The organism is Pseudaquidulcibacter saccharophilus (genome assembly GCF_019455445.1).
Classification (GTDB): Bacteria; Pseudomonadota; Alphaproteobacteria; order Caulobacterales; family Aquidulcibacteraceae; genus Pseudaquidulcibacter; species Pseudaquidulcibacter saccharophilus.
Window position 1 is genome coordinate 56131 of the sequence record NZ_JAHWUS010000003.1, and the last position, 12436, is coordinate 68566.

11 protein-coding genes are annotated in these 12436 nt (G+C 41.7%); 5 read left to right on the plus strand and 6 right to left on the minus strand.

Features of this window, described 5'->3' with window-relative positions; genetic code table 11:
• Positions 1-15: 15 nt before the first annotated feature.
• Together KXV15_RS08865 and KXV15_RS08870 are read right to left on the minus strand one after the other, a co-directional pair.
• On the minus strand, positions 16-1503 hold the full coding sequence (locus KXV15_RS08865) for a class I adenylate-forming enzyme family protein (protein WP_240007828.1): 1488 nt from the start codon (positions 1501-1503) through the stop codon (positions 16-18).
• Positions 1503-2102 (minus strand): TetR/AcrR family transcriptional regulator, encoded by a 600-nt coding sequence (locus tag KXV15_RS08870; RefSeq protein WP_240007829.1) that lies wholly within the window; start codon positions 2100-2102, stop codon positions 1503-1505. Before KXV15_RS08870 ends, KXV15_RS08865 begins: the two co-directional genes overlap by 1 nt.
• Positions 2103-2204: 102 nt before the next feature.
• Between KXV15_RS08870 and KXV15_RS08875 the strand changes: the two genes are divergently transcribed.
• The 3 genes from KXV15_RS08875 to KXV15_RS08885 all read left to right on the plus strand — a co-directional run bounded on the left by KXV15_RS08875 (position 2205) and on the right by KXV15_RS08885 (position 6851).
• Positions 2205-3140, plus strand: coding sequence for an alpha/beta fold hydrolase (locus KXV15_RS08875; protein ID WP_240007830.1), 936 nt, complete (start codon positions 2205-2207; stop codon positions 3138-3140).
• A 39-nt stretch (positions 3141-3179) separates the two neighbouring features.
• Positions 3180-5453 carry a TonB-dependent receptor gene (locus tag KXV15_RS08880; protein WP_240007831.1) on the plus strand — a complete coding sequence of 758 codons (2274 nt, stop codon included), beginning with the start codon at positions 3180-3182 and terminating at the stop codon, positions 5451-5453.
• A 66-nt stretch (positions 5454-5519) separates the two neighbouring features.
• Positions 5520-6851 carry a spinster family MFS transporter gene (locus KXV15_RS08885; RefSeq protein WP_240007832.1) on the plus strand — a complete coding sequence of 444 codons (1332 nt, stop codon included), beginning with the start codon at positions 5520-5522 and terminating at the stop codon, positions 6849-6851.
• A 23-nt stretch (positions 6852-6874) separates the two neighbouring features.
• On the opposite strand, the gene KXV15_RS08890 is transcribed toward KXV15_RS08885, so the two are convergent.
• The gene (locus tag KXV15_RS08890; RefSeq protein WP_240007833.1) at positions 6875-7957 is read right to left on the minus strand and encodes an Mrp/NBP35 family ATP-binding protein; all 1083 of its coding nucleotides are present in this window, start codon (positions 7955-7957) and stop codon (positions 6875-6877) included.
• 177 nt (positions 7958-8134) lie between these two features.
• Between KXV15_RS08890 and KXV15_RS08895 the strand changes: the two genes are divergently transcribed.
• A complete protein-coding gene (locus KXV15_RS08895) occupies positions 8135-8416 on the plus strand; it encodes an ArsR/SmtB family transcription factor (protein WP_240007834.1) in 282 nt (93 codons plus the stop codon).
• Here KXV15_RS08895 and feoB read toward each other — a convergent pair.
• Positions 8413-10245, minus strand: coding sequence for a ferrous iron transporter B (gene feoB / locus KXV15_RS08900; protein ID WP_240007835.1), 1833 nt, complete (start codon positions 10243-10245; stop codon positions 8413-8415). The genes KXV15_RS08895 and feoB overlap by 4 nt on opposite strands.
• Positions 10245-10496 carry a FeoA family protein gene (locus tag KXV15_RS08905; RefSeq protein ID WP_240007836.1) on the minus strand — a complete coding sequence of 84 codons (252 nt, stop codon included), beginning with the start codon at positions 10494-10496 and terminating at the stop codon, positions 10245-10247. The genes feoB and KXV15_RS08905 overlap by 1 nt, the downstream gene beginning before the upstream one ends.
• A 315-nt stretch (positions 10497-10811) precedes the next feature.
• On the opposite strand from KXV15_RS08905, the gene KXV15_RS08910 reads away from it, so the two are divergent.
• Positions 10812-11678 (plus strand): EF-hand domain-containing protein, encoded by an 867-nt coding sequence (locus KXV15_RS08910; RefSeq protein ID WP_240007837.1) that lies wholly within the window; start codon positions 10812-10814, stop codon positions 11676-11678.
• Between the two features lie 50 nt (positions 11679-11728).
• Here the strand turns inward: KXV15_RS08910 and KXV15_RS08915 are convergent, their stop codons facing one another.
• Positions 11729-12259 carry a hypothetical protein gene (locus tag KXV15_RS08915; RefSeq protein ID WP_240007838.1) on the minus strand — a complete coding sequence of 177 codons (531 nt, stop codon included), beginning with the start codon at positions 12257-12259 and terminating at the stop codon, positions 11729-11731.
• Between the last annotated feature and the right edge of the window lie 177 nt (positions 12260-12436).

Below are 12436 nucleotides of genomic sequence, written 5' to 3' on the forward strand. Positions count from 1 at the left end.
AGAATGCAAGTTTTATCATTCAAATAAATGTTTTTGAATTTTTCCCGCCGGCGTGCGTGGGAAGTCATCAACTTTTATGAATTTTACCGGCACTTTGTAGCCAGCCATATTGGCGCGGCAAAAGTCAGACAATTCATTTTCATCCGCCATTTCGCCTTCTGGGATTATATAGGCAATGCCAACCTCGCCCCATTTGTCATCTTTTTGGGCGATAACGGCGGCTTCACGGACATTTGGATGGCGGCATAAGATATTTTCAACCTCAACTGGATAGACATTTTCACCGCCCGAAATAAACATTTCCTTGGTGCGACCCGCAACAAAATAATAACCATCTTGGTCAACCCGTGCCAAATCACCGGATTTAAGCCATTTTTTGCCATTACCATCCACATGGAATACTTCTTTTGTGGCGGCTTCATTGCCCCAATAACCTGGGGTAATGTTTGAACCTGCAAATAATATTTGCCCAATTTCACCTTGGGGAACTTGGTTATAATTTCTATCAACCAATATGACCTCGGTTAAAATCTGTGGCATTCCAATAGAGCCGAATTTCTCCAAGACGTTGGCCTTGTCCATGATGAATGCGGTTGGACCGGTTTCTGTCATGCCTAGGCCATTGCATAAATATGCACCATGTTCGGCATAAAGCGAGATTAGGTAATCAGGCAATGGCGCACCACCGCAACAAGTTGAACGGATTTTAGAAAAATCAATCTTTGTAAAATCCTTATGATGCGCGATTTGCATATAAATATTCGGCACGCCAAAAATCGCACTGATTTTTCCGTCTTTCAAAAGCCCAACTACAATTTCCAAATCGAAGCCAGGGATAATATATGACTTACATCCGCGAATTAGCGCCGGTATGGTAAAAAGGTTATTTCCAGCCGTGTGAAACAATGGCAAAAAGTTTAAAAATACGTCATCGCCACGCATATCAATCGCCTGTGAGATATTCACATAATTGGCAATGGCCATGCCATAGGTTTGGATAACCGCTTTTGGTTCACCTGTCGTGCCAGATGTGTATAAAAGATACCAAATCTCATCAACGCCCCATTCGTGCCGCCCTTCGGTGGGATTAAGCTTGTCCAAGATTTCAAAAAAATTGTCGTCAAAATTTATGGATGGAATCTCTAAAGATAGATCATCTATCTTTTGTGCGTCTTCTTTTCCAAATAATAAAAGGGACGGGGTGGTGGCGTTAATGATTGGCGCTAATTCAACAATTGGAGAGCGCCAATTTAAAGGAACAAGAACTGCCCCAATTTTTGCACATGCAAACAATGCAAAGAAATATTCGACCCGATTGCGGCATAATATTCCAATTCTATCGCCGTTTTTCACGCCTAATGATATGAAATAGGTTGCCACTTTTTCGCTATAAAGATTTAGCTCGTAAAAGCTGTAATCTTTACCGCCTACAACATCGCTAAACGCGATTTGCTTGGCGCGGTTTTGGGCATTTCGTTTAATGAAATCAGTAATAAAACGCATTACGGCTTTAACCCATTTTCGATAAAATCAAATGCGGCATCGGTAACTTCTTGCGCTGGCATTTGTTCATCCCAAATTCCAAATCTAAGTCCTAAATAAGTGGATAGCCCAATTAATGACCATGCCCTTATTTCGTTATTGCCCGCCCGAATTTGCCCCTTTTCAACCGAGCTATTCAAGTTGGTTTCATAGGCATTTGCAAATACGTGGTAATATTCTTTGAATGCATCAAGGGCAACAAATTGCGATTCCATAACGATTCGATATAGGTTTTTATTTTCTCGGGCAAATTCAATATAGGCTTTTAAACCTTGTTTCTCTGCCTCAAGTCGGCTTTCGATACCGGAAATTTTTTGCGCGATATATGAACGTGTCAAACGTCCCATATGTGAAACCAACTCACGGAAGATTTCTTCTTTGCTTTCATAATAGATATAAAAAGTTCCCATCGCAACGCCGGCGCGCCTTGTAATATCGGCAATCATGCATTCATGAAAGCCTCTTGAACCAAATTCTATTTCTGCCGCCTCAAGCAATTTTGCCTTGGTTTTTATGCCCCTTTTTGTTTTTGGCGTTTTTCCTTCACTTGCTATTTGCATTTTTACTGCTTTCTTTCAAACATGAAACTTGATTCATGTTTCAATTTATGTATTAATAAGAAAAATACAAGAATAAATGACTTCATCACATAAATTATAAGAATGTCAAACATAAGATTTGACATCTATCGGGGAGAGATGATGCCAAGGCTTGGTCTGAATGACGGTGCGCAGATAGACTATTTTGATGCGGGGGACGGGGTTCCCGTACTGTTCATTCATGGTTGGGGCATGAATCGTGATGCCTTTTGGATGCAAGAGCCACTTTCAAAATATTGCCGCGTAATAATTCCATCAATGCGCGGCTGTGGCAAAAGTAGCATTGGTAACAAGCCCATCAATATCCAAACGATTGGCGAGGATATTTTTGAATTTGCAAATATTCTTGGTTTAAAAAATTATATTTTGGTTGCCTGGTCTATGGGTGCGTTGGCAGTGTGGCAGGTTGCGGGAAATGAGGAATTGGGACCGGTAGCATCTTTCGTCTCAATTGATATGACGCCAAAGATGATAAATAATTCTGAATGGTCGCTGGGTCTGATTGGCTCACGCGAGTTTAGTGATGAAACTGGGCGTCGTCATTTGCAAAATGTTTTGCGGCAAATGCGCGATAATTGGCAATTATCGGCGCAAAGGGTGGCGCAAAAAATACCATCTAAATCTTCGGCAAAATCTTCGGCTAAATCAGTTGATGCGCCAAAGCGTGATAAGATTTTAGAACGACTTATAGCGATTGCGTCTGAAAACAATTCAGGTGCAATGGCAGATCTTTGGGAAGATATGATCGTGGTTGATACACGTGACAAACTCAAAGACTTTAATGTTGAGGCGCATGTTTTGCGTGGCCTTGATAACGCACTTTATGACCCCGCAGTGGGGGAATATGTAAACAATTATTTGCCTTTTTCAACTTTGTACGACTTTGCCTTTTCGGGGCATGCGCCACATTTGGAGGAGGCGGATAAATTTAATGACCTTGTAATTTCATTGGTCACCAAAGCCGAAAACGGCAATCAATTAAAAGCAAGTTTTATTTAAGGCGTAATAAAACGTCAAAATAAATAAAAGGGGAAGGAAATGAAAAAAATGTTTGGAAAAAGAGTAATGAATTGTCTTTTGGCAACCAGTGCTTTGATACCTGCGGCTTATGCTGTTCCGGCATTCGCGGCGGATGAAGAAGTAATGAAGCCAAATGAAGAAACCACCGTTGTGGTAACAGCACGTCGTCGCGAAGAAAAATTAAAAGATGTTCCGATTGCGGTTACTTCTTTGTCTGGTGCCAAACTTGAGCAAACTGGTGCAGCGGATATTACATCGCTTCAAAAATCCACACCGAACTTAACAATGCAGGTGGCGCGCGGTACCAACTCAACCCTTATTGGTTTTATTCGTGGTGTCGGTCAACAAGATCCACTTTGGGGTTTTGAACCTGGTGTTGGTCTTTATGTTGACGATGTTTATATTGCCCGTCCACAAGGTGCAGTACTTGATATTTATGATGTTTCACGTATCGAGGTTTTACGTGGTCCACAAGGGACCTTATATGGTCGTAACACCATTGGTGGTGCGGTTAAATATGTAACCAAGCCATTGGGTCATGAACGTAGAATTATGGGTAAATTGGCATATGGCAGCTATGGTCAAGCCGAAGCAACCGCATCAGCAGTATTGCCTGTAAATGACGCGCTTTCATTTGGTGGTGCATTCACCCTGCAAACCCGTAACGGTTATGGTAAAAACCTTACTACTGGCAAAGATACTTATAACAAAGACGTCGCTGCATACCGCCTAAGTGCTGAATATGCGCCAAATGATGCATTCTCTGCCCGCCTTGCTTATGATAACTTTGTCGATAATTCAAATGCCCGTCATGGTCACCGTGAAGTGGTTGCGCTTGGCGCGGGTGGCACCCCTGTTTACACTGGTGCGAATGCCTATCTTGGCTTGCCGACAGCAGATGTTTATGACACTTATTCAGGGCTTGGCGACAAAAACAAAGTTAAGAACGATGGTGCGTCTCTAATCCTTGCTTATAAAGTTAATGATGCACTTACCCTTAAATCAATCACGTCTAACCGTAAGGGCCATACAGATACTGTGATTGATTTTGATGGAACACCGGCAAAATTACTTGATGTACCTGCATATTATGCTGATACTACTGCAACCCAAGAGCTTCAGGCATTATGGACCGGTGACAAATTATCCGGTGTTGTTGGTCTATATTATTTGAATGGTACTGCTGAAGGTGCGTTTGATACCCAAATCTTGGGTGGCGCGCTTACAATCTTTACCCGTGGTAAAGTTAGAACCCAATCAGAAGCCGCATATGCCGATTTCTCATATAAATTTAATGACAAGCTAACCCTTGCAATTGGTGGTCGTTATACAAGTGACCATAAACGTGGCACTGTGGTTCGTGCAAACTATAACGCATCTGCATCACCATTGTTTGGTGGAACAGTGCAGACTGTGGCTTTGATGCGTTCAAACTTCACCAACGAGCGTACTTTTAACAAATTCACACCAAAAGCATCACTTTCTTATGCCTTTAATCCAGACATGACTGGTTATGTTTCGGTTTCACAAGGCTTTAAGTCTGGTGGTTTTGATATGCGTGCCGATGCCATTCTTACCCCGTCTGCGGTAAATGGTTATAAGCCAGAAACTGTATTGACTTATGAGGCAGGTTTAAAAGGTTCATTGTTTGACAATAATCTTTATTTTGCTGGTGCAATTTTCCGCTCTGATTACACAGATGTTCAGATTACCCGCCAAATTCCAGTTGGTGCAAGCATCGCGTCACAAGTTGACAATGCGGGGTCTGCAACAATTCAGGGTGCCGAATTGGAAGCCAATTTCAAAGTTAGCGATAATCTAAGCTTGAATGGTGCAATTGGTTATATTGACGCAAAATATGACGAATATTTGAGCCGTAACCCTGCGAGTGGTCTGGTTGAAAACCTTGCTGGCCTTGCAAAATTCCAAAACACACCTGAATGGACAAACAATTTTGGTGCAACCATCAACTTCCCAGTATTTGGCGGTAAAATGGTTATCACACCAACTGCGTCTTATCGTTCAGATATGCAAATGTTTGAATTTGCAGCGCCTACTTTGGATCAAAAAGCATTCTGGCTATATGATTTATCAGCGGTTTGGACAAATCAATCAGGCAATTTGAAACTTGGTCTATATGGCAAAAACTTGTCTGATGAGCGTTACAAAGTTGGTGGCTATAACTTCCCTTGGGGTGTTGCGCAGGGACAAAGTGTTCTTTTGGGCAATTCTGTAACCTCATTCTATGGCCCACCAAAAACCATCACCGCTTCTATTCAGGTTAATTTCTAATTTTCCTCCTTTACCTTCCTGCAAAATCAACCTTTTGTGGGAAGGTAACTTTTAAAAGAGATAAAAATGCAAAATAATGAATTGGGTGCAACACATAAAAAAATCTCTGGTGGATTGGTGTTGTTTTTGTTGGTTGTGGTTTACACATTCAATTTTCTGGATCGCCAAATTCTGGCAATTCTTTCACCTGCTATTCAAAAAGAACTCGGCATAAATGATGCCCAGCTTGGGTTAATGCGGGGTATGAGTTTTGCAATATTTTATTCATTGCTTGGTGTTCCTATTGCCTTTCTTGCCGACAGATTTAATCGGACATGGATTATTACCATATCCCTTACAATCTGGAGTGCGATGACGGCGGTTTGCGGCCTTGCACAAAACTTCTGGCAACTGTTTTTCGCAAGAATGATGGTTGGCGTTGGTGAGGCAGGCGGCGTTGCACCGGCATATTCAATAATTTCCGACTATTTTGAACCTAAAAAGCGCGCGCGCGCAATGGCGATTTATAGTTTTGGGATACCGATAGGCTCGGCAGTTGGTATTGTTTTTGGCGCAATCATTACAACAATGCTTAGCTGGCGAGCCGCCTTCGTTATCGTTGGCATAATGGGCATAATTCTTGCCCCAATTTTTAGATTATTAATGCGCGAGCCAGTGCGCGGTGTTTATGATTCCGCAAAGGCAAAAACTGATGCCCCAAAAATTTCAGAAGTTATAAAGGTTCTGGTTTCAAAGCCTAGTTTCTGGACATTGTCGCTTGGTGCCTCATGTTCTTCAATGATGGGCTATGGCCTGTTTGCATGGTTGCCATCGTTTTTTGTACGCTCTTATGGCGATATTTTACCACAAGCGCTTTCATGGCTTCCTAGTTTCCTTATTCCGCACGGCGCAGGGCCGGTTCTTTATGCCGGATATTATTATGGCATGATGCTTCTGGTTGGTGGTATTTTAGGCATATGGATGGGCGGGCAAATTTCAGATCGTCTTGGCGCAAAGTCAAAAGGTGCATATGCACTTGTGCCGGCCGTATCATTCCTTCTTGCGTTGCCGTTCTTTATTCTTGGCACCATGAGCAATAATCTTATGGTCTCATTCTTCTTATATATTATACCAACTGCACTTGGCCTTGTTTGGCTTGGACCCGTGATTAGTGCGTTTCAGCATATTGTTCCGCCAAATATGCGGGCAACTGCATCGGCATTGTTTTTGCTAATCAACTCATTGATTGGAATTGGGTTGGGTGATTTTCTTATCGGATTAATTTCAACCTTGTTGAAAGAGCAGTATGGGCAAGAATCCCTGCGCTATTCCATCATGAGTGGAACTATATTCTATGTTTTGGCGGCGATATTATTGTTTATATCTTCAAAATTGCTGCCAAAAGATTGGGAAGAATAATCCCAAAATATTAGGAATAATAATCAAAGTGATTTTATTATAGCGTCTATCTGTTGCTGTGCGCCTTCGAAAACTTCCCCTCTATCTGAGGAGGTGCGCAGCGCAGGATAGAAATTAAGTGCGCCAAGATAATTTATGCCAAGGGTTTCAGCACATTTTTTTGCGCCACCTTTACCAAATAAATCAATTTCCGCACCCGTATTTTCATCAATAAGAACCGACATATTTTCAATAATGCCGATAATTTCAATTCCGGCTTTTTGAAATAATTCAATGCCACGACGCACATCCGCAAGTGCTACTTCTTGCGGTGTGGCAACAATCACAACGCCATCAATTTTTGCCTGTTGCGCAATAGTAAGCGGGACATCACCTGTACCGGGTGGAAGGTCAATTATAAGATAGTCAAGCGCGCCCCATTCAACCGAGGTGAAGAATTGGGTCAGTGCCTTTAAGGCCATTGGCCCACGCCAAATTAACGCGCGGTCCTTATCAACCACATAACCAATTGATGCAGCCTTTAGGCCAAACTTTTCAACTGGCAATAATTTACCATTATCATCAACTTCTGCCTTCTGGTCGGCTTCACCCATAAGGGTTGGGATTGATGGGCCATATATATCGGCGTCAATTATGCCGGTTTTTTTTCCAGATTTGGCAAGTGCATAGGCAATGTTGAATGCAATTGTTGATTTGCCAACCCCACCTTTACCTGATGCAACCGCAATGATTTTGCCAATATTAGGTGGGCGGATAGAGGTTGCACTCGGTGCCTTTGGTTTCGGTGTGGTTTCAGTTGGCATTTTGGGGCTTTGTTGTGGCGTGTTTATATGTTCAGTTATAACAACATTGACCTTGGATATACCTTTTAATTTTAGAAGCTCTCGTTGTGCTTGTGTGCCGATTTCATCGTAAATCGCGGCATGTTTTGCATCGGTTTCGATAATGACGCTAAGGGTTTGTTCTTTTAGATCAAACGAAGAAACCGCACCAGAATCAATAATATCGCCACCAGAAATTGGGTCAGAAAATTTAGACAAAACTTGCTTAATTTCCTCTGCGGTGACTTTATGTGGCTTTGGGGTTCTATTGAAAAGGTTTATCATAAGGTTCAGATAATATTATCAAGCGCGATTTGCAAATATATTGTACAAATAATACCAGTAGTTATATATATAACAGGTCAATTACAATTGTTGATATTGCGAATTTTTATAATATTGTATAGATAGCTAAATAACTCTGGAGTTTTTGCGTAAATGCCAATCGAAACCGTAAAAAAAATGGAAAAAAGTGCACATGATGCAACTTTATTGTTGAAATCAATGGCAAACGAGACCCGCCTTATGATTTTGTGTCAGTTGAATGCCCATGAAATGACGGTTTCACAATTATTGGATAGCATTGAATTATCACAATCGGCATTGTCGCAGCATTTGGCGATTTTGCGTCGTGAGAAATTGGTAAAAACACGCCGTGATGCGCAGAATGTTTATTATTCACTTCATAGCGAAGAAGTTAAGGCACTTATCAAAGTTCTTTATCAATTATATTGTGATTGCTAATTACCAATTATAAGTCGGCTTATGTGATATGTAAGCCCTGCCGCGATATAGGCAATTCCCAAAAGATATAAAAACGCAAATATCGCCCATTTTGCGCTATTGGTTTCGCGCCTTATTGTGGCAAGTGTCGCAAAACATTGTGGCGCGAAGACATACCATGCAAGAAATGCAAGTGCGGTTGGTAAAGACCACGCATTTTGCAAAATATGTGCAAGCCCTTGGGTATTGCTTTCCCCACCTTGTACAGAATAAATTGTTCCCAATGCCCCAACCGCAACTTCGCGCGCCGCCATACCGGGGATAAGTGCGATTGCAATTTCAATATTAAAGCCAATGGGCTTTAACGCGGGTTCTAAGAATGCACCAATTTTCCCAGCATATGATTCCCGCAAACTTGTTGCCGATAATGGGAATTTTGCCAAGATCCATAAGATTACGGAAACTTGTAAAATGACCGTACCGGCACGGCGCAAAAATGATGTTGCCGCACCAATAATCCCTACATAAAAATCACGCCAATTCGGCAATTTATAGGTAGGTAATTCAAGGATAAAGGCTTGGGGCGCGCCTTGGGTAACAGTCTTTTTCAATATAAAGGCAACCACAAACGCACTTATCACGCCGGCAAGATAAAGCCCAAACATCACCAACCCTTGTAGCCCAACAAAGCCAAAAACTTTTACATTGGGGATAAAGGCCGCAATAATAAGCGTATAGACCGGAAGTCGCGCCGAGCAAGTCATAAGCGGTGCAATAAGGATTGTGGTAATCCTATCGCGTTCATGTTCAATTACGCGGGTGGACATGATACCGGGAACAGCACAGGCAAAACTTGATAAAAGCGGTATAAAGGCACGACCATTAAGCCCCGCACGAAGCATAATCTCATCCATCAAAAATGCGGCGCGTGTCATATAACCAGATGCCTCAAGCACCAATATGAATGCGAATAGAATGACAATCAGCGGCAAAAACACAATTACAGAGCCAACGCCCGCAATTATGCCATCGGCAAGCAATTCACCCCATATTGTATGACCAACTTTGGCGCGTACAAAATCTGCAAGTGATGAAACCGCGCCGTCAAGAAAGTCCACCGGAAATGTCGCCCATGAAAACACTGCTTGGAACATCAAGAATAAAACAACCGCAAGCATTATCGGACCAAAAATTGGATGCAATGCAACGCTGTCAATGATGCGTGTAGTTTTATTGATGAGGGCTTCTTTAACAATTGCCCTTGCCGCCAAAGAACGCGCACTTTTTTGTAATTCAGACAAATTGTGATGTTCGGGCGCTATTTTTGCGTTTTCAATTCCATCGTCAATTAAACTATCAAGGCGATTAAGGAAGTTTTCGCGCCCACCTTGTCGGGTTGCGCGTGATGTAACAACAGGTATCCTAAGCTCTTTTTCAAGGATGGTGGTGTCAATCTCAATCCCGTCGCGCTCTGCAAGATCAATCATGTTTAGAATTAACATCATTGGAATGCCAAGTTCACGCAATTGCAATGCCGAATGAAGGTGGGTGCGCAAATTGGCGGCATCAATAACCACAAGAACCAAGTCTGGTTTATCGACACCCTTCATTTGCCCCTCAAGCATGTTGATGGCAACTTTTTCATCTGATGAACGTGCGGTCAGGCCATATATACCAGGAAGATCATAAAGCTCTATTTCTTGACCTTTTGGTGTTGTGAAATGCCCCTTTTTTGCCTCAACGGTTACACCGGCATAATTGGCGGTCTTTGCTTTACCGCCAGTAAGACCATTGAATAAAGTGCTTTTACCACAATTTGGCGCACCAATAAGCGCAGCTTTGAGGGACATTATAATTCAACCTCAATATATTTTGCTTCATTCGGGCGCAGGGCAATCATAGTGCGATTAAGGCGAACACAAATTGGGGTCTTGGCAACTGGGCCATAGGCAATGATTTCAACCTCATCCCCTTCAGCAAAACCTACTTCACGTAATTTCGCATTAATTGAAAATTCCCCATCCAGAATATTACTTATTCTGGCGACTTTGTTTTTTTCCAAATCAGACAGGAACATGAAATTCATTTGGCCTTGGTGCAAGTTATAAATGGTGCGATTTGTATGTTTTTATTGCAATTAATTCTCATTAATAACTTTTCCAAAATTTTGCAAGCTCAAAAAGCAATTGATTTTAAGTCGTTTTGTCGCGGGCATTTTTTGCCTTGATATATTTTGCATATGCAAATTATTCCTGCTTTATGGTTAATAAAATTAATCAAGGTTGAAAGTAATTAATGTTGTGGGAAAAATACAATAAAAACAATGGATTGGTTTATAAATCTTCTGTAATTAATACGGCATATTAATTGAAACTATCAATTTGCCAATTAGGCAATTTAAATAGTGGAGAATAAAATGATTAGCGGAATCTCTAGTGGGATTTCAGGTGTATCGGGAATTAAAAAACCTGATATTTCCGAATTATTTAGTAAAACTGACACTAATGGGGACGGCAAAGTTTCAAAAGAGGAATTTGTTGCTTCACGCCCTTCTGATGTTAGCGAAACTAATGCTGCATCGCTATTCGATAAAATGGACAGTGATGGCACAGGCGCGCTTTCCCAAACCCAACTTCAGGAGGGGATGGAAAAGAATAAACCAGAAAAAAGTTCACGTAATCTTGGGAACACTCTTTCCGATACCGTTTTGGCGGCAGTTAACCAATTGCTACAAAGCTTGAATTCAAGCAGTGATGCGGATGCCGATGGCGATACATCAGATAAATCAAGCAAAGATACAGATATGTTTTCCAAAATGGATACTGATGGCAATGGCTCGGTTTCTAAGCAAGAATTTTTGGCGGCGCGACCGTCAAATGTTTCTGAAGATCAGGCAACAAAGCTTTATTCAAGCATTGATACTGAAAACACTGGCTCAATAAGCGAAGATCAGTTTACAAGTGCGATGCAAAAAGCACCACAAGGCCCGCCACCATCTGGTGGGGCAGGTGGCCCGCCATCGTCTGGTGGTTCACAATCGGAAACTTCTGATACATCTTCGTCATCAAGCAGCTCTACTACTTATGACGCGCTTGATACTAACAAAGATGGCAAAGTATCAATGGCTGAATTACTTGCTGGAATGAATGAAAAAGCATCTTCGGCAAATACTGATGATGCAACCAAGCAATTATTGAATACAATTTCAAATGCAATTGAAACTTATGCGGAAAATAATTCGCTAGACCTCAATGACGTGAATGCATTCAAAGCCGTTGCATAATCATGCTAAAACTAAAATCAAAAAGGCGATTCAACTGAATCGCCTTTTGTTTAACTTTTGATACGCATTTTCAATGTTGCTTCATCGACACCATTTAGACGCCAGCCGTTTTCATATTTTCCAAAATAAAGCATACAGCGTTTGGTTTTATCATCAACGACACAGACACGCCCGTCATTAATAGTTTTTAGTGCAAGGGTTGCCCGAAAACGAGAAGGTATTTGTAAATTTTCATTTACACCCGCTTGGCGCGCAAAAAATGCCAGTGCATCTGGCTCAATCGCGCGGTCTGCCAATGCCTCAATGACGGGTTTTAAGGCATCAACCGCCGCAATTGATGCAACCTGTGCCCCAAGGCCGCTTCCAAGTTGTTTTGCACCTTCTTCAATCGCGACATCGCGCGCAATTTGCATTGCTTGTGCCTTTAGGGCGCGTTTGTCGATATGGCTTTCAATTGCTGCGTAATTTCCATCACGCAATGCAATAGCAAGGGTGCGTACATCGTCCGCCGCAGAAAAGCTGGTTGCGGTTGCGCAGGAGGAAAGCAAAAGTACGCTAATTAAGACTAAATGTTTTTTCATGTTCATAGGCATTTTTATAATATATTGGACGTATTTAACAAAGATTCATAATGAAAAAATTTTTAGAAAGTTTTTTAACCATAAAGACTTATTATTTTACTGTAGTTACTGGTTCAAATAGTTGGCTTTTGGGGGGAATTGTTATCTATTATCAAAAACAAGTAACAAAAAAATGTC

Excerpts from the sequence above, each read along its gene's own strand:
- KXV15_RS08865 (WP_240007828.1), bottom strand. The coding sequence starts at position 1,503 with ATGCGTTTTATTACTGATTTCATTAAACGAAATGCCCAAAACCGCGCC.
- KXV15_RS08870 (WP_240007829.1), bottom strand. The coding sequence starts at position 2,102 with ATGCAAATAGCAAGTGAAGGAAAAACGCCAAAAACAAAAAGGGGCATA.
- KXV15_RS08875 (WP_240007830.1), top strand. The coding sequence starts at position 2,205 with ATGTCAAACATAAGATTTGACATCTATCGGGGAGAGATGATGCCAAGG.
- KXV15_RS08880 (WP_240007831.1), top strand. The coding sequence starts at position 3,180 with ATGAAAAAAATGTTTGGAAAAAGAGTAATGAATTGTCTTTTGGCAACC.
- KXV15_RS08885 (WP_240007832.1), top strand. The coding sequence starts at position 5,520 with ATGCAAAATAATGAATTGGGTGCAACACATAAAAAAATCTCTGGTGGA.
- KXV15_RS08890 (WP_240007833.1), bottom strand. The coding sequence starts at position 7,957 with ATGATAAACCTTTTCAATAGAACCCCAAAGCCACATAAAGTCACCGCA.
- KXV15_RS08895 (WP_240007834.1), top strand. The coding sequence starts at position 8,135 with ATGGAAAAAAGTGCACATGATGCAACTTTATTGTTGAAATCAATGGCA.
- feoB (WP_240007835.1), bottom strand. The coding sequence starts at position 10,245 with ATGTCCCTCAAAGCTGCGCTTATTGGTGCGCCAAATTGTGGTAAAAGC.
- KXV15_RS08910 (WP_240007837.1), top strand. The coding sequence starts at position 10,812 with ATGATTAGCGGAATCTCTAGTGGGATTTCAGGTGTATCGGGAATTAAA.
- KXV15_RS08915 (WP_240007838.1), bottom strand. The coding sequence starts at position 12,259 with ATGAAAAAACATTTAGTCTTAATTAGCGTACTTTTGCTTTCCTCCTGC.